General features: G+C 60.9%; 12 protein-coding genes. 4 read left to right on the top strand and 8 right to left on the bottom strand.

Going from position 1 to position 18352, the window contains the following annotated elements:
• Positions 1-11: 11 nt before the first annotated feature.
• The 3 genes from A3728_RS08315 to A3728_RS08305 all read right to left on the bottom strand — a co-directional run bounded on the left by A3728_RS08315 (position 12) and on the right by A3728_RS08305 (position 4306).
• Complete coding sequence (locus A3728_RS08315) at positions 12-2654, bottom strand: NEW3 domain-containing protein (RefSeq protein WP_150120693.1); 2643 nt, start codon at positions 2652-2654, stop codon at positions 12-14.
• A 66-nt stretch (positions 2655-2720) separates the two neighbouring features.
• Positions 2721-3233: a DUF11 domain-containing protein gene (locus A3728_RS08310; RefSeq protein WP_067922045.1), complete on the bottom strand. Its 513-nt coding sequence runs from the start codon at positions 3231-3233 to the stop codon at positions 2721-2723.
• Between the two features lie 458 nt (positions 3234-3691).
• Complete coding sequence (locus tag A3728_RS08305; RefSeq protein WP_201722304.1) at positions 3692-4306, bottom strand: response regulator transcription factor; 615 nt, start codon at positions 4304-4306, stop codon at positions 3692-3694.
• A gap of 329 nt (positions 4307-4635) precedes the next feature.
• Between A3728_RS08305 and A3728_RS08300 the strand changes: the two genes are divergently transcribed.
• Together A3728_RS08300 and A3728_RS08295 are read left to right on the top strand one after the other, a co-directional pair.
• Complete coding sequence (locus A3728_RS08300) at positions 4636-5145, top strand: oxidoreductase (RefSeq protein WP_067922041.1); 510 nt, start codon at positions 4636-4638, stop codon at positions 5143-5145.
• 5 nt (positions 5146-5150) lie between these two features.
• Complete coding sequence (locus A3728_RS08295; protein ID WP_082851047.1) at positions 5151-7790, top strand: hybrid sensor histidine kinase/response regulator; 2640 nt, start codon at positions 5151-5153, stop codon at positions 7788-7790.
• Positions 7791-8021: 231 nt separating this feature from the next.
• Here A3728_RS08295 and A3728_RS08290 read toward each other — a convergent pair whose 3' ends face one another.
• The 5 genes from A3728_RS08290 to A3728_RS08275 all read right to left on the bottom strand — a co-directional run bounded on the left by A3728_RS08290 (position 8022) and on the right by A3728_RS08275 (position 15526).
• Complete coding sequence (locus A3728_RS08290) at positions 8022-8612, bottom strand: lytic transglycosylase domain-containing protein (protein ID WP_067922037.1); 591 nt, start codon at positions 8610-8612, stop codon at positions 8022-8024.
• A gap of 233 nt (positions 8613-8845) precedes the next feature.
• A complete protein-coding gene (locus tag A3728_RS08285; protein WP_067922034.1) occupies positions 8846-9076 on the bottom strand; it encodes a hypothetical protein in 231 nt (76 codons plus the stop codon).
• 25 nt (positions 9077-9101) lie between these two features.
• The gene (locus A3728_RS08280; protein WP_067922031.1) at positions 9102-9350 is read right to left on the bottom strand and encodes a hypothetical protein; all 249 of its coding nucleotides are present in this window, start codon (positions 9348-9350) and stop codon (positions 9102-9104) included.
• Complete coding sequence (locus A3728_RS23855; RefSeq protein ID WP_269084742.1) at positions 9338-9463, bottom strand: hypothetical protein; 126 nt, start codon at positions 9461-9463, stop codon at positions 9338-9340. The genes A3728_RS08280 and A3728_RS23855 overlap by 13 nt, the downstream gene beginning before the upstream one ends.
• Positions 9464-9664: 201 nt before the next feature.
• Positions 9665-15526: a GEVED domain-containing protein gene (locus A3728_RS08275; protein ID WP_067922027.1), complete on the bottom strand. Its 5862-nt coding sequence runs from the start codon at positions 15524-15526 to the stop codon at positions 9665-9667.
• A 488-nt stretch (positions 15527-16014) separates the two neighbouring features.
• On the opposite strand from A3728_RS08275, the gene A3728_RS08270 reads away from it, so the two are divergent.
• Together A3728_RS08270 and A3728_RS08265 are read left to right on the top strand one after the other, a co-directional pair.
• On the top strand, positions 16015-16626 hold the full coding sequence (locus tag A3728_RS08270) for a DedA family protein (protein ID WP_067922024.1): 612 nt from the start codon (positions 16015-16017) through the stop codon (positions 16624-16626).
• 76 nt (positions 16627-16702) lie between these two features.
• A complete protein-coding gene (locus tag A3728_RS08265) occupies positions 16703-18352 on the top strand; it encodes an acetolactate synthase large subunit (RefSeq protein WP_067922021.1) in 1650 nt (549 codons plus the stop codon).

The raw sequence follows: 18352 nt of genomic DNA, 5'->3' as shown, positions 1-18352 counted from the left end.
ACTGGGGTCGATTACTCAGCGACCTTCACGGTGAACTCGAGGCGGGCGAAATCACCCGGGAGAACCGTGTTGTGGAAGCTCTCCGCAGTCGTGCCGGTCATGGTCACGCTGGAGGAAGGCTCCGCCGGGTAGACGCTGTAGCTGCACGCCCCGCCGCAGGTTTCGATCAGGGAATAGGCAGGCGCCGTATCCCGGATGCGGACGTTGCCCGCGTTGGTCGTTCCCGTGTTGGCCGCTTCGATCTGGTAGCGGATGCACTGGCCGGGCTCCACGTCCAGCCGATTGGTGGTGAAAGTACCCACCGCACCGGTGCACAGGGGATCGATGTACTGGCGCTTGGTCAGCGTGACGTCACCGGAGACCACGACCACCTGGTCGCTGACTTCGTTGTTCGCCGTGTTGCTGTCGGTCGCCAGACCGGAGTTCAGCGCAGTCGCCAGCGTCAAGGTACCGATCTCGGACACGCCCGGGATAGCGGAAGACGGTGTCTGAACACGGTAGATCAACTGGATCTGATCGCCGGGTGCGATGCCGTTGCTTCCCGGCGCCACGCCATCGATCAGGTCATCGAAGTTGTCGACGATGACTTCGGTGCTGTCGATCACGCCGTTGCCGTTGGCATCCCAGTAGATGGCGCCCGAGAAATCGGTCAGACCAGCTTCGGAGATCGCGCCTTCGGTGATGGCGATGTTCGAGTTGTTGGTCACGATATGGACCATGTCGACGATACCGCCGGGTGCTGCCTGAGTCTCCTGATCGGCTTCGATGGCGACGTCGATGACTTCGTTCACCGTGACCTGGTTGACGATACGGTCGGACTGACCGGTAACGGCAGAGGCCACTTCGATGTCGATCAGCGTATCACCGGGTGCCTGACCTTCTGGCGGACGGATCACGACATTGAAGTCGAGGTTGCCACCTGCCGGAATGGTGCCGGTATTCGACACGACCGTGCCATCCAGCTGCTGGAACTCAACGGTCCATCCTGTGGGCAGAGGCTGGGCCAGCGACAGGTTGAAGCTGTCCGATGTCGTGCCGCCATTCTCGACGTTCATCGGGAAGGTCACGGCAACGCCGGGATCGGTTGTCGAAGTCACCCACGGATTCGCGCCGTTGGTCGGGTTCGCACCGTCCCCTTCGGAGCCTACAACCTTGTTTTCAAGGTCGATGGCCGAGGCCAGTACCTGACCGGTGAATTCGGCAGTCGAGCTGTCGAACGCGCCGCTGTTCTCGGAGGTTGCCACCACATTCGCGGTGAATTCCGATGTCGGTACGGGCGAAACGTCGGTGGGCAGCTTGGCCAACAGGGTCACCCTGCGGCTTTCACCCGACGCCAGCGGACCAACGGACCCGACGATCGGTGTCGCCCCGTCTTCAGCCACCATGCGGAAGGTCGTTCCGGCCGGGAAGTCGACGTTGCTGACATCCAGCGTGTAGCTGTCCGTCACGTTCGAAGTGTTTGAGATCACGAACTCGAACGGGATCGTCGCACCCTGATATACATCGACGTTATCCGTCACGATATCGTTGGGGGTTCCGTCCGTATCCGTCGAGGAAGCGACCGTACCGTCACGCGTGCCGTCGGGGGCGATGCGCGTGTCGTCGATCTCGAGACGGTATTGTTCGTCCACCGTGATCTGGGCCGTGTTCGAATCTGGGAAGGCCGTACCATCCACGCTCTGAGTTGCGGTGTTCGGGATGATCCCGGAGGGAACGTCCGGTGCCACCACTGCCTGGAAGGTCACGCTGCCCGACCGGCCCGAGGGAACCTGGCTGACGATGAACTGAACGTCCTGGCCCGCGGCGGAGTAGGCGATCGTTTGCCCCCCACCGTTCGTACCATCCGCTGCATTCGCGGCGTTTGCCTCGCTCAGGGGGCCTGTCGTATCCGACCAGGTCGCGCTGTTCGGGACATAGACAAGTCGTCCGTCCAGCGTATCCTGCACGATGTAGTTGTCGGCCGCGGCCAGACCTGTGCTGGAGTATGTCAGAGTGATCGTGACGACATCGCCGCTATCGACGATATTGTTGTTGCCGGTGCCCGACGCCGGATCGACCGTCATCGACTTCACGACTTCCATGATGGCGCCGGTTGAAATCGTCAGATCGTCCAGATTGGCATCCGAAACCGTCGCGTCCAGAACGGAGGTCGCGACCACATCGATCTGGTCAGTTCCCGTCTGGGTGGTGGAGGCCGTGGCTTCGATGATGAAGCCGAACTGTTCGCCCGGTGCCAGAACTGGGGTGGAGGTAATGGGCGTTGTCGAATCCGCCACGCCGTCCATGTCGGCATCGGGATAGAAGACGAGCGTGGTATCGAGCGTGCCGGTATCGCGCTCCACCGCTGTCAGGTCATAGGAATCCGGCCCGTTACCGTCGTTGGTCACGATATGTGGCAGGAAGGCCTTGCCGCCGGGTGCGATGGTTTCGGAATTATCCGAAAGGAGGGTGACGCCGGCGACTTGCTGGACAACCGTTTCGACCTTGTTCGATGTCACGGTAATCGTATCGCCGGCATTGTTCGTATAGGTGGCAACCGCCTGGTTGCCGATGACATGGCCCGCCTCCGGGGCCGCGCCATATCCGACGGTCCCGAAGACCGCCAGCAAGGCCGCTGCTGAACAGCCGTGCTTAAGTTGCGTGTTAATTCTCACTTAATGTCACCATTTCTTTTCGAGGGTTGAGGAATGGGGCAGTCCTGCCCCGGCTGAATACCGAGGTCAGTTGACGACGACGCGGTAAGAGTTTTCCACGGCTTCACCCGCGGGAAGGGCGTTCAGAAGGGTCCAGCGGACCGCTGCGATGCTGTCTTCGGGGACCGGTTCCATACGAACGGTTCCATCCTCATCGACGACCTTGCGCATCGCCGGCAGGGAGGACCATTCCAGACCTTCGAGGTCCGGATCCATTTCCGCCTGAATTTCGAACTTGGCATCGAGGCTGCTCGCTTCGCTGCCGAGGTTCAGTGTGACGCCTTCGGGTACGGGGCCGGAGACGACCAGACCGCCAAGGGCGTCTTCGGTCAGGTTCTCATGTACGATCTTGTACTGGATCGCTTCGCCGGGGCGAACGGTGTCGCGTTCGACCAGTATCTCGTTTCCATCGGTATCGACCTCCACGATACGGAAGTCGAAATTGGAACGCAGCGCATCGGCCTGGGCCGTCGCCGCGGAAGCGACGGACAGCAGAAGGGCCAGACCGGTCGCTTTGAGGAAGGGTGTTTTGTCAGACATATTTTCTCCTTTGGGCACTTTTTCGACGCGCCCTGTTTCGGTGTCGGGCAAATTGGCGCGCAGTTGCTAAGAAGAGGTTTGCTGACAATCGACCGAGAAAGGCATTCCCTCCTCGGGGTAGGCGTCGGCGCGTCCGCAGAAGCCGGATGGCCCAAAGTCGGGGCCGACCTTTCGATAGCTGCTAACGGTTAGACGAAGGTCGAATGCTCTTATTCCAAAGGGTATTCGCGCCCGAGCTCAGCGCCGGACCCCCACGTGGAAAGATGGTAAACAATTCCCTCTAACCCACTCAATTGTCAGCAAATTAAGAAAAACGGATCGCCGCCCGTGCCGTCCGCACCCGGGATTCGGCGACCCGAACCCGCGATTCCCTGTCCATCCGCGAATCGGTTTTGCCTACCGCAAACGAAAATGGCCGCCCGAAGGCGGCCATTCTGAAATGCGGTACTGAAACGGCGTTAGATGAAGCCTGCTTCCTTCGCGATCATCGCTGCGTGGGTGCGGTTCTTGGCATTCAGCTTCCGGCTCAGCGTCTTGACGTGCAGCTTCACCGTCACTTCCTGCAAATCGAGGTCGCGTGCGATTTCCTTGTTGGCCTGTCCCTTTGTCAGGCCAATCAACACCTGCTGTTCGCGCTCAGTCAGAAGGTTCTGGAACGCGTGTCCCGGATCATCGTCCGGTTGTGCCATGAAACTGACCGGGGCAAAGACTTCTCCCGCGGCCATGAAGCGGACGGCGTTCATCAGCGACTTGGCTGACATGGTCTTGGGCAGGAAACCGGCAGCACCTGCGGCCAACGCGTCTTCCGCGACCGATTTCGTCGCAGTCCCCGATATGATGCCGACGGGGTTGCCATCGTTCAGGGCGAGCGCCTGGCCGAAACCATCCAGCCCCTTCATGCCCGGCATTTCGAAGTCGAGCAGCACAAGGTCGAACGGGCCGTTCTTCTCCATGATGTCCAGTGCTGAATCCAGCGTTTCCGCCGTCGCCACGCTGGTTCCTTCGTCCGCCTCAAGGAAGGCGGCGATCGTGTCCCTGACAAGATCATGGTCGTCCGCTAGCAGGATATGCATCGTCATCGTCTCCGGCTTCTTGTCTCCGGCACGGGGGCCGAAAATCCAATTACGTTCCCGATAGCCTTAAAATGAGGCAAATACATGGCGACTGAATGAACCGCCTCGCACACGCTTTGGTTGTCGGGTCTATCCTATCGATAGGAGACGAGGTTCATCCGATACAAGCTATTTTCGAGGTATATCGCCGGATGCCCCGTCTGCCTATCCCAAAGGATAGTCGACCTATTCCAATCCCTCCGTGCAAGGGCATCCGCCCGCCGGATATATACTGTGGATCATCACGACCCGCCGGCACCGTTCGGCCCATGAACCGCTAGGAGACCAGAATGAACGTCACAAAGAAGCTCGTTGCCATCATCGCCGCCCTGACCCTCGCCGCCGGAACCGGCAGCGCGGATGATCTGCCCGCTCCCGAAGGCGACGTCGTACTGACGGTCACAGGTCACATCCATGAAAAGAACGTAGAGGACAGCGCGGCTTTCGACATGGCCATGCTCGAAGCGCTCCCTAGCGTCAAAGTGACGACCGAAACCATCTGGACCGAAGGGCCGCAGACCTTCGTGGGGGTCGAGCTGAAGGAACTCGTCGAGATGCTCGAAGCCACGAGCGACAGCTTCCGTGCCACCGCCATCAACGATTACGCCATTTCCATACCGCGAGAGGACGCGATCGAAGGCGGGGCAGTCGTCGCCTACAAGCAAAACGGCGAATACATGTCACGCCGGGACAAGGGCCCGCTCTGGGTGATCTACCCCTACGATGACAACATCGACTACCGTTCGGAAACGATCTACAGCCGTAGCATCTGGCAGCTGGACCGTATCGAGGCAGAATAAACGTCATGGACCGAGCCGACCGCACATTCCCCACGTCACTGCCGGCAAAGGCGTTCACGCCCAGACGCCGCGCCATGCTGCGCGCGGCCGTCGCGGTGCTCATCATCGCGGAGTTCTCTGCGGTCGGCTATCTCTCCCTCCAGCTTTCCGACAAGATTCAGGAAATGCGCGAGATTCCAAAGGACAATGTCCAATGGAACCTTTCCCAGCTAGAGGTCGATTTTCTGAAAATGCTGGCCGCCGGAAAGCGCGCCGAAGAAGACCCCGCCGCGCTGGAAGAGTTTCGCAAGCGGTTCGATGTATTCTACAGTCGTCTGACGCTGCTGAGCGAAAGCGCCGACGCCGAAGCCATCGACATGAAGAGCGATACCCGCCATCAACGTGCGGAGCTGAGGGAATTTCTGGATGAGACCGTGGGCTTCGTCGATGCCTCGGACGCGGTGCTCATCGAAGCGATGCCGCAGATCAATGCCTACATGGAACGGCTGTCCGATATGCCGCGCCGTCTTTCGCTCGGGGCCATCGAAGTCACCGCCGACATGTCCGACCGTCAGCGGCAAGAGATTTTCGATCTGCTGCGCTGGCTCGGGGGCGTTTCCCTCTTCGTGGTAGGTCTTCTGTTCCTGACGTTCGTTGCCATGATGTTGCAACGCGTGGAACTGTCATCGCGGGCGCGCAAGATCGCGAAAGCCAGCCAGATGCAGGATTCGACGCTGCGCGCCTCGCTCGATGCCATCGTTGTGGCCAATGAAGAGGGGCGCATCACGGATTTCAACGGCTCGGCGGAAAAGGTCTTTGGCCTGCGCCGCGAAGATGCGGTGGGGCGTCTGCTTTCGGAAACCATCGTTCCGCCGTCCTTCCGCGAAGCGCATGAGGCGGGCATGTCGTCCTATACCTCGCCCTACGATTCCAGCATCATCGACAAGGGGCGCCTTGAACTCACGGCGATGCACGCGAACGGGCATGAATTCCCCATCGAGATCTCGATCACCGAAGTCGCGACCAACACCGGCATCAGCTTCATCTCCTATATTCGCGACATCACCGAAGAGAAGCGGAACCAGGCCGAATTGCAGGACGCCCGCGACCGGGCCCTGACCGCCTACAAGGAAAAATCCCGTTTCTTCGCCGTCATGAGCCATGAGATGCGCACACCGCTCAACGGCATCATGTCCGCGCTGAACCTTCTGAGTGATGCCGACAACACCCCCGAACAGCAACGCTACATCCATATTGCGGAAACCTCAGGCAATATCCTGTTGGGTCATATCAATGACGTGCTGACAATCGAGCGGCTCGATTCCGGAACCGGCAGCGCGCAGACGGCCTCCTTCTATCCCGGGGCGGCCCTGCGCAACCTGGCCGACAGCATGCGCCCACTTGCCGAAGCCCAGAATACCAGCCTCTCGGTCGAAGGGCCGCGACATGACATCCCGCTTCTGGCAGATGAACGCGCGCTCAACCACGTGGTGACGAACCTTCTCAGCAATGCCATCAAGTTCACCCAGAGCGGGGCCATCCTGCTGAAGATCGATCTGACGGAAGAGGACGAAAACGTCGGGATCACTGTAGACGTGACCGACACCGGCGTCGGAATTTCCCCCGAGGATTGCGAACGCGTCTTCGACGATTTCGTGACGGTCGATCTGCCCTATGAACGCAACGCCACGGGGACCGGTCTGGGCCTGGGCATCGCGCGGCGCATGGCCGGACAGCTGAACGGAACGCTCACCTGCGAAAGCGAATTGCGCAAGGGTTCGACCTTCCGCTTTACCGCCACCTTGCCGAAGGCTCCTGCCCCCACGCGGCTGATGGCGGCCGAAGAAAACCAGCAGCCCGGAGATACCGAAAGCCTCGATATCCTCGTGGTGGAAGACAACCCGATCAACAGCGAACTGCTCGAAGCCTTGCTACGCCGGGAAGGGCACCGGGTCTCTCTTGCGTCCGACGGCTTCGAAGGGGTGCACCTAGCGAGCAAGTCCTTCTTCGATCTCATCCTGATGGACATCAGCATGCCCAACATGAACGGGATCAAGGCGACACAGCAGATCCGGGATTCAGGCGGGCTTTCCCGCAATACGCCGATCTATGCCGTCACGGCCCATGCCATGCCGGCGGAAATCGAGGAGTTCAAGAAGGCAGGCATGCGGGGATGCCTTTTGAAACCCATCCAGATCGGGGAACTACGCAAGATACTGGCGGAAACGACGCATCGCGTGTCGAAGAAACGCAAGGAAAACGCTCCTGCACAGCCCGCCTTTCTTCAGCGCAAGAAAGCCTCTGACGAGGACGTATCGCGGATCGACGAAGCGCGCCTGTCGGAAATGCTGGAATTGCTCGGCTCCGACGCGGTGCGCAAGCGGGTGGCGAAGTTCATCACGGATGTGGCAGAGGGCATCGCGACCATCGAAAAGGCCACCGCCGCGGGCGCGCTCGACGATGTCCAGGCCAATACGCACAAGCTTTCCGGGTCTTCCGCGCTGTTCGGCGCCACCGGCCTGCACGCGCTGATGCGCCGTATCGAGGTTGCCTGCAAGGAAGGCCGCGCCGGAGAGGCGCAAGAAGGCGTCTCCGAGCTTTCGGATCACGGGATGGAGGGTGTGGCCGCGCTGGAAGAAGCGGTCCAACGGCTGACAGCCGCCTGATCCAAAGGTTTCTGCCTGGCTTCTCAATGTACCTATGGCGTTTGCTTGATCTGCTGTTTCGCGGCTTGCTGATCTTCGGTTGGTAATGGTCACCCGACAGGCCTACTGGCTTGGATCAGCAAAGCCATTCATTCGTGCCCCGCTCGATGCTTCCAATAAAGAGCGGCGGTGCAGCAGGCGTATCCGACCCAATCGCAAAGTTCGGACGCAGCCTGCAGCACCGCCTCGTCCTCACTGCCCGAGGATCTTGCGTACGTAGTGCATCGTTTCCTTGTAAGGTGGAACGCCACCGTATTTTCGCACGGCGCCGGGCCCCGCGTTATAGGCCGCGAGTGCCAGACGCCAATCGCCGAAGGCCTTGTACTGGGTACTGAGGTAACGCGCGCCGCCTTCGAGGTTCTGCATGGGATCATGCGGATTGACCTTCAGATCACGCGCCGTTCCCGGCATCAGCTGTGTCAGCCCGATTGCCCCCACCGGGGAACGGGCGTTCCTGTTCCAGCCTGATTCCTGCTGGATGAGAGCGAGGAAGATCGCCGTTGGGATACCGTAACGAGCGGCCAGCCGCTTTGCCGTTGCAAGATAGGTAGCGGCATGGGGGCCCCGGGCGGGGCGCGGTGCGATCCGCAGGGGCGTCTCCGCAACGGTCCTTGCCCTGACCTGCTTTGGCGCGACTTCAACGATGCCCCGCTTGTCGACCGCCGCTATCTGGTAGGCAAGCAACTCCATCCGTTTGCCGGGCACCCCGAAAAGCGCCTCGGCCTGGGCCGGAAAGGGTAAGGATACAACACCGAAAGTCGCCGCGGCCAAAAGTAATTTCATTTGTTAACTCCAATCTCATTTTGGATTACCGAAATCATGATGAATATGTTAACAAATACGGAAAACATATTTTACTGCGCAAAAGCGGAGCGGAACCTCCATTCGCAGAGATAAAAGATATTCATTTGGATAGCGTTAATTCAAAAATGAAAAAGACCCCGCTCGAACCAAAGGAAATTCGAGACGGGGCCAGATGTAGTATCGTTCTGGAGGGAACGTTGATCAGGTGCGTTCTATTCGAAAGCGGGCACCTGTCCGCCGGGGGTCCGGTCGTTTAGCTTGCTTGCGGTGTCGCCGGACCGCGCCTGCCTGCCCATTGCGATGGCGAGAAACAACAGGGTGCTCACGAACCCGGCGACAGTGTAGGCCGCGATCGTGATGAGAAGGGGATAGCCGGCAAGGAGGCATCCCGCCCCCGTGGTGCCGGCGCATATCGTACCGAAGAGCAAAGCTGCTGCAATCATTGTGAAACTCCCTGATATGAGCGCATTATGCGGCTTGCAGCCACTCGTCCGCGTCGACCACGCGCAGGCCGTGATTCTGCGCAGGGGCGGGGTGGCGGGGGGTGAAATCACGGTCCTGGATCGCTTCGATGCTGTAGTCGAGGAACAGGATCAGACCATGGCCCGCGATGGCGAAAACCGGCAGAACAGCGATGAGCGGTGCGCCTACCAGCCAGGCGCCGCCGGCGCAGAGTGCGCCAAAGATGATGCCGACGATATGGCTCAGAATGTGCATGCCATGCCCTCCTCGATTGCGGTGCCGGGCCGCGCGGTGCGGGGGGCCGTCAGGTATTCAAGGGCGATGATGCGCCGCAAACGCGCGATCTGATCGAAAGGAATTGAGTTCATTTCTTTGTTCCTCCATTTATCTACAATTCATAGATACCAATTCCTCAAATCGACTGCATCTGCGCAATAGGTGGAAGCAAACGCTCTTTTGTGACTTCGCCCTCCTTTCGTATAGTCTGCGCCTATCCCTCGCAGAGAACACAGGTCATAATTCTGCCACAGCAGTTAAAATACCCTTAAGTGTTCTTCAAAAACCCTGCCTCAGGGGTCGATGCGGACAGAAAACGTCACGGAGCCTTCGGCGCCCGGCGGGTGGGTTCCGGCACAATCCCAGCGCAGGGGGCCAGCATACCCGGCGATATTCGTCGTTGGCACGCCGATCGCGCAGCTCAGGTCAGGCCCGACGATGACGGGGCTGGGCACGGGTGCCGCCAGGCTGGTGTAGGCCGGCGTCCGGTCATAGATGATGACGTCCCGCGCGGTGGCCCTGCTCGGATTGGTGAGCCGGATGCGGTATTCCAGCACATCGCCCGCCTCCCCGGTATTCGCCGTGCCTTCCGGGGTGTTTTGCGTCTGGTTCCGGACATACTTTTGAAGCTGCAACAGCCCGAGGCTTCCTCCGGTTTCAACCACATCGGTGTTGGAAACCACATGGGACTTTCCGGTATCGGTAAGCGCCGTGATCGCCTGCAGATCATAGGTCAGACGGCTCCCCGGTCCGACACCGCCCCCGGCGGAAACGCGCGAGACGAGGCAGAGGACATCCCCGGCCACCACGGCCACGGGATCGGTGGCAGGCGTATCGGCGGTGCCGTCGCAATCCGTATCCAGATAGATCGCGGCGCTATAGGCGTCGGGGGCCGACATCTGGACCTGATCGTAGGTAAAGGTGACTTGACCGGAGGATGTCGCCGTATATTCGTGCAGCAGGCTGGTGATCTGTCCCGCCTCTACGCTCGCGGTCTGATCCTCGGTCAGCAGTGGTGCTTCGATGATGCCGAAGACAAGGTTCGGATAATCTGTCTCCGCGGCCGGTGTGAAGGTGAACTGCCCGTCGCGCGGATCGGGATCGACGAGCGAAGGTAACCCGCTCTTGCGTTCAGAGATCGGAAATATTGCATCAATCGTGTCGATCGCCAGTGTGATCTCGCCACTGTAGGCCGCGTCCAATGCGTATTCCCACGTTCCGTCGGGGGCAATCACCGGGGAGGCGATGAGGGTGCCGCCGCTGTCGAAAATGGACAGGCTCGCGATATCGGTGCCCACTTCGCCGCCGTTCACGATACCATCGTGCGCCGTGCCCCCGCCGACACCATTGTCCAGGATAATTTGCCCGGACAGCTTTCTTTCACCGGCGTAGATTGAAATTTCGTAACTGTCCTCGTCATCGTCCGCGATCCCGTCGTTGAAATCGTCCACCTTGATACCTGTCCCTGGGTCACTGTCCCGGTCGGGCAGGGAGCTTTGGATAATTTCCACCACGTTGAGGTGATCGCCGCTCTCCAGCACGCGCGCGGTCACCCGCAGCGTTTCCGTCGTGCCGGGCAGAATTTCGTCCACGAACCAGACGCCGGTATCCGGGTCGTAGTAGTCCCCCGTCGCCGGGGCATCATCGTTGATATAGACATACCCGGACGGCAGTTTTTCGATCACGGTCACGCCGGAGGGCGAACCGGGGCCCGAATTGTTGATGGAAATGACGAAATCGATCACATCCCCCGGCGCCGCGGTGGTGATGACGGTGTTGCCCCCCACCGCATAGGCGACCTTGGTCAGCGAGAGGTCGCTTTCCTGGGGATCGAAACCGAAGTTCTGCTCCGGCGTGTCGCTGTAGGGCGCGACCACGACACCGACGATCGGATTCGACGTGCCGATCTGCGAACCGGCGGGAAGATCGGTATCGTTCACATCGACTTCAAGCCGGTAGCTCGTCCCGGGCGAAAGATCCCCCACCGAATAGGTGCCGTCAGCGAATGTCTCCACGCTTTTGAGGAAGACGTCATCCGACAGATCGTTCGGCGTGTTCCGGTCGTCGAATACCCGGATCAGGATACCGCCGCCCAGATTCAACTCGCCCGGGTCTTTCACGTCGGAGGCGTTCTGGTCGATGTAGATGTTCCCCGAAAGGGAGCCGAAGGGGATCGCCGAAGGGCCGCGGCAGGAGGCGCCGTCATTGGTGCCGCCCTCTTCGTCCTGGCTGACGGCGATGACCTGACTGATGCCTGTCGACAGGTCGACGAGCGAGATTTCGTTGGAAACGTTGTCGTAGATGTAGAAGCGACCGGTATCGTCGAACCAGACCGCGCCATAGGTTCCGGTATAGGTCGATGGGCCGAAGAACTGAACGGTCTCCGTGCCGACGGAGGCCGTCCCGTTGTTGGCCGACACGCTGAACAGCCGGTCGGTCCTGCTGTCGACACCATAAAGTCGACCGTCCTGAGCATTGTAGGCGAAATCCACGGCGCCGACATTGTCGCTCAGTTCAAGCAGGCCCAAATCGACGGACGCGTTCGCGTTGGAAAGGTCCAGCAGTTGAAAGGTGTTGTTGTCTACGCGGTAGACCATGGTGCCGTTGGGCATGATGTCCCCCGCGTTCGTGCCCTTTTCAATGCTGTTGGGCGGGTCCGGCATCTGGGTGAATTCACCGGCCCCGTCCACGCGCCAAAGCTCCTTCTTGCCACTGCGTACGGCATAAAGGTAGCCATCCACCTCGTTGTACCCCCAACCGCCATTCAGGTTGTCCGTTGTGGACCCGATATCTTGCAGGTTCAGGGTGTAGCCGGTCAGTCCCGCCGAAAAGACCAGCCGTTTCAACGTCGAGTTGGATGTGGCGATCTGGTACAATCCCGCATCGCAGACCACGGGCGGCGCATCGCCCGAAATCGTCAGCGCATAATCCTCAACCTCGCCGTCCAGCGCGAGCTGCACGACCCCCGCGCTGGTCGACCAGCGGAAGCGCGCATAGGTTTGCGTCAGCGCCGCACCGGCGGGCACGTCCACGTCGAAGACGATCACACCGTTCAGCAACCCGTCCTTGTCGCTGGCGCTACCATCCTGAACATCCGTGGCCACCATGTCGCCGGGATCGAAACTGCCATCCGCCCCGAAATCCACCCAAGCCTGAAGATAGGCAACACCCCCGGTCGCCGAAGCTGCCCCGCCGGTAACCTCATTGACCGTTACACTGACTTCCGTGCGGGCCCCCCGGAAGAACTGGGGCAGGATCACACCGTCTTCGTCATCATTGCCATCCAGATCGTCCCCTGTCGCATTGCCGTTGGACTGGGAAGCGGCATCGGGATCGGGCGGCACACTGCCGAGGTAGGTACCCGCCACCCCGGTATCCGCGATGACATGCTGCGGATCGCCGTAGCTCGCCGGGGCATCGCCCCGGTCGACGACCGGGGCCGCCGCGATGACCACGGCGTAATCTTCGACCTCACCGTCCGGGGCGAAGACCGTGGGCGAAAGCCCCGCCTGCTGCGACCAGCGGAACCGGGCAAAGGTCTGATCTAGCACGGCATCGCCCGGCACGATGACATCGAACTGGATGAAGCCGTCGTTCGCGGCTTCGTCGCGCCCGGTTCCATCATCTGCGAGGTCCCGCGCGATCTGTTCCGCTGTCCCCACCTCAAAAACACCATTGCCGTTGTAATCGACCCATGCCTGCAAAAGACCCTCATTGCCCGTCACCTCTGCGGTGATCGTGGTGAGAAGCCCTTGGGTCATGGGCGGAATATCCATGCCGTCATCGTCGTCGCTGTCGGCATTCGCGGCGTTCCCCGGCGCGGCATCGCCCGAAACGACCGCACCAAGGCGAAAGCCGTCACTGTCGATGAAGTTGTGAAGCGCATCCCCGAGGGTGCTGGGCGCATCCGTCATGTCGGCGCAGGCCTGGATATCGGCCATATGCATGCTGTCCGCCCCGGACAGGCCGGGCGCGCTCAATTGCAAGGGCGTGTGGCGGATGATCAGGCGATCGATCGTTTGGCTGAAGCCCACGTCAAGCGCTCGGCTGGTGCCGGTGCCGAAGGGGCCGCTACGCTCCCCCGTCACGCTGCCATCGTCATTCGCGACCCGGGTCATGGGCAGGCTTGCCGGGTTGGTCGCCATGGCAGGCGAAACACGGACACCCTGATATTCACCATAGATCGTGACGGATTCGTCAGCATTGAGGTCCGCGATGTAAAGCTGCACACCCTTGAGCGGCGTGTTCAGATCCACGATCGTTTCGGAATATTGGGTGTCGAGCATCGCATCGCCGCCGGAATAGAGCGGCGTCGCCGTGCCCACGGTCGCGGGGCGGAATGGGGCAGAGGCGTCGTTTACGGTAACCGTACCGCTCAGCCCCAGGCGGGAGAAGGGGACGGACTGCCCCAGCAGCGTGGGCGTATCGCTGGTCCAATCCACAACGGAAAATCGGTTGCCGTTACAGGACGGCAGGGTTTCCACAGGAACGTTCGTCACATTGACGGAAACACTGTCTGATGCTGGCCCGGCTTCTGCGCTGGAAATACTGGTGCTGGCGTCCACCGTTTCCGCAGCGGCCGCATTCGTCCGCACGTCGAATTCGATCGCGCCGCTCCCGAGCCCCTCAAGAACGGGCATTGTTTCAAAGATGAAGGTACCACCCGAAGGGTTGGTTGCGGGGCGTATGTCATCACCCGAGATAACCTCGAAATTGTCGGTCGATACGGTCTGCGACGGCAATGCCACCTGAACGACAGTGTTCGTCATGTCGCTGACGGAGGTGTTGGCATAGCTCACCCGGTAGCGCAGGGTCGCCGCCGGGGGGATGTCCCCCCCGTTGTAGGGGGCGCCGTTCACCTCGACGATGGTAATGCCCACCGCGATATCATTCAGCGTCGCGGGTGCGTAGGAGGATGAGCCGGCAACCCAGTAACGCCACGGGTTGTCATTGCCCGCAGCGCCCCCTTCGGCCGAATCGCCCCCGTGACCTTCGGCATTCAGCACGCCCAGATTGTTGATGTCCGTTACCCGCAGCCGCAGGGCCGCGTAATAGACCTCATTCACCGCGATACCGCCGAAAGCGAAGCGCACCGCGTTCGTACCGGCGGGCAAGGCGGTCAGGTCCGTACTGTTCAGGTCATAGCCGACATTCGGCACCTCGGTGCAGACATCTACGGAATTGACGCCCGGATCGGTCGTTTCGGGAAACACGCTGCCCGCGCCGGTCGCGGGGCCCTCCTGCCCCGGCAAGGCAGGATCATCCGCCCGGCACGACCCCGGATACTGGATACGGTTCCACGGCCCCGTGGTCCCATAGCGGTCCCAGTCGGAACCGGATTCGGGCCCCGCCACGGGACTGCCGGAGCGGAACGGAGTGGCCCCCCGCCCGTCAGTGAGGGAGGTCTGCTCCGCCGTCGAGAAACCGTTGTCGAAGATCGAGCCACCCGATCCGAAGGCGTTGACTTGAACCGCATCCCACTTGTTGTGCACCCGGGCGGTGCCGGTGCCACCGACGGTCCCCCATGGGGTGCCGTTGGTCGGATCGACGAGGTATCCGTTCGTCAGGTCTGCCCGGTCCGATCCATTGGCAAACATCGCCGTATCCGCACGGGTCGAATAGAAGATACCGGTGTCACCGTAGATATAGGCCAATCCCGCGTTGCATTCGGCGACCGGGTAGCCTGCGACGGTACATGCGCTGTCATCCTCGGGCTGCCAACCATTGGCCGTGACATCGAAGGTAAGCTGGCCCTTCGGCCCCCATCCCTTCGAAATCCCGCTTCCCGTAGAGGCGCGCGCGGGCCGGGCGTCCACCGGATTGCCAGCCGCGTCGGTGATATAGGCCCCGACGACTTCCGTACCCTCCGGGACATACAGCGTGGCATAGCCGCCCGGGCCGTCATCCGTTCCCGCGACGATGGCGGGGAAGCTGGAATAGACCTCGATCACGTCGCCGTTGGAAAGCGCCTGCCCCCCGCTCTGGACCCGGGCCTTGATCTCGTTCCGCGATGCCGGGGTAAGGTCGATGACGCCGGTGCCCAGCCAGGCGCCGTGGCTGAACACGATCGCGACCAGAAGGCACCAGAAAAGCAATGCAAGGCCATACACCCGGAGGCGGCGAAACTGCTTTCCCTTCGGCGACGATCTGTCCATCGTTATCTCCCTCTCCGCCGCGGTGTCGGGCACCACAACCCTGCTTAATTGGTCAGAACCTAACCGCCGGTTAAGTCCGTTCAGGCAAAGCGTACGGCTCCGCCTCGACCTATGGTTTTAGGCTACGGCTTTCGGAAAGTCGGGCGCGCTTCGGGCCAGCCGCGGTGCGCATCCGAATACCCGCGGTCACGAAAGGATAGTTTTGGGCCGGGGGCCGAAGGGCCGCCATCTGTCCGCAATTCGGAACCATAGACCCCACGAAGGGTTGGTCATGGGAAGACAGATAGACAGACATGCAAATGGGGGGTCCGCCATGTTCGCGTTCTTAGCAATCGTTCTTTGTACCAGTCTTATCGCCCTTGCCCTGCGCGCAGTCGCAACGGCGCCCGCGCCGGCCCGCGTCCCGGCACGAAAGCCCGGCACCACACATCGCTGAACGCAGTCGGGCAGAGGCCCGGCGCCATCGCTCAGATTGATCAGGAGACCTCATGTTCGACTGGATCACCGGTCTTTTGGACCAGTTCGGATACTTTGGGGTCGGCTTCCTGATGTTCGCGGAGAATGTCTTTCCGCCGATCCCGTCCGAACTGATCATGCCCCTGGCGGGGTTCCTGACCTACGAAGGCAATCTGAATTTTTTTGCCGTCCTTGTGGCAGGCAGTATCGGTTCGCTTCTCGGAACCGGCCTTTGGTATCTTGGCGCACGGAAGATCGGGCGCAGGCGGGTCCGCGAATTCATTGCCCGCCATGGCCGCTGGCTTACCATCACCCTCGAAGACCTTGACCGGGCATCGGACTGGTTTGAACGCCACGGTCGCGGGGCCGTGCTGATCGGCCGTATGGTCCCGGGCATCCGAACGGTCATTTCAGTGCCCGCGGGTTTGACCGGCATGGCGGTAACGCCGTTCCTCGTCTACTCCCTGATCGGTACCCTGATCTGGAACCTTCTGCTCACCGGTCTGGGCTATGCGCTGGGAAGCCAGTACGATCTCGTCCAGACCTACCTCAATCCCGTCTCCAACATCATCTTCGCCGCAATAGCGCTGCTTTACGTGTACCGGCTGGTGAGGGGGAAGGGCAAAACACCTCGAGAGCCGTGAACTGTCCCGCCCCGGCACCTTCGGCCCATGGTGTCGGCCGGGAGCCGACCTTTTCACGCATCTGCAAGGAGACCTCATGAAAGCATCCGATCTTTTCGTCCGCTGCCTCGAAGCGGAAGGTATCACACGTATCTACGGCCTTCCGGGGGAAGAGAACGCCGATCTGATGATCTCCCTCCAATCTTCGAAGATCGAATTCATCCTGACCCGGCATGAACAGGCCGCGGCATTCATGGCCTCTGTCCATGGGCGGCTGACTGGCGAGGTGGGCGTTTGCCTCGGCACGCTCGGCCCCGGGGCGACCAACCTCATGACAGGCGTTGCCGACGGGAACATGGACCGCGCGCCGCTTCTGGTGATCACGGGACAGGGCGCGCTTACCCGGCAGCACAAGGAAAGCCATCAGGTGGTGGATGTGGTGGACCTCTATACCCCCATCACGAAATGGTCCTGCGCGGTGAACGCTGGCGAAAACATTCCGGAAATCGTAAATCGCGCGGTAAAGCTCGCCGTCGCCGAAAAGCCCGGCGCCACGCATATCGAACTGCCCGAGGATATCGCCGCGACAGAGGTGGAGATGACGCCGATGCGCCCTGCCCGCCCGCGCCGCCCGGTTCCCGAAGAAAGCCTGATCGATGATGTGTGGGAGCGGATCCAGAGCTCCAAAAGCCCCCTGATCATCGCGGGCAACGGCGCGATCCGGACCCGCGCCAGCGCGGCGCTGACCGAATTCTCCCGCGCGACAGGCATCGGCGTGCTGATGACCTTCATGGCGAAGGGCGCGGTGGATATGGATGACCCGCAATGCCTCTTTACCGTGGGCATGGGCCAGCGGGATTTCACGCAACTAGCCATAGATGCGGCGGATCTCGTTATCACGGTGGGCTATGACGTCGTGGAATACGGGCCGGAAAAGTGGAACGCCGAAGCGAAGACGGATGTGATCCACATGGATTTCCTCCCCGCTGAAAGCGACCGGCACTATCAGCCACAGTTCGAGGTTGTCGGCGATCTGGCCCATGGTTTGCGCATGTTGAACGAACGTGTCGCACGCGATGGCGCCCCCGACTTCGACCTGCGCGCGCAGGCCAAGCTGCGTGAAAAGATGCTTTCGGAATTCGCGGAACATGCGGAGGACAAAACCGAAGGCAGCATTCGCCCGCAAAAGGCCATCGCCGATGTCCGCGCCGTTCTGAAGCCAGAGGATATCCTGCTGTCAGGCGTAGGGGCGCACAAGATGTGGGTTGCCCGGCACTATCAGTGCCACAAACCCGGCACCTGTATCATTTCCAACGGATTCAGTTCCATGGGAATGCCATTGCCCGGCGCCATCGCAGCCACCCACGCCCGGCCCGAAGCTAGGATCATGGCCGTCGTGGGCGATGCGGATATCATGATGAACCTGCAGGAGATGGAGACAGCGAGCAGGCTCGGCTCCGACATCACCATGCTGGTCTGGGAGGACAAGGCCTATGGCCTCATCGAATGGAAGCAGGAGGAGGAGTTCGGCAAACATACCGATCTTTCCTTTGGCAATCCCGATTGGCTGAACCTTTGCACCGCGATGGGCTGGAAGGGCGATCGCTGCGAAAATGCCGCCGATCTGCAGGACGCGCTTCGCGAGGCACTGGATCACAAGGGACCTGCGCTCGTCGTGATCCCCATCGACTACCGTGAGAACATGAAGCTGTCAGAGCGCCTCGGAAAGATCGACACGACCTTCTGA

This window comes from Sulfitobacter sp. HI0040 (assembly GCF_001634885.1).
Taxonomy (GTDB): Bacteria; Pseudomonadota; Alphaproteobacteria; order Rhodobacterales; family Rhodobacteraceae; genus Sulfitobacter.
This window is presented reverse-complemented; position numbering and strand designations above follow the sequence as displayed.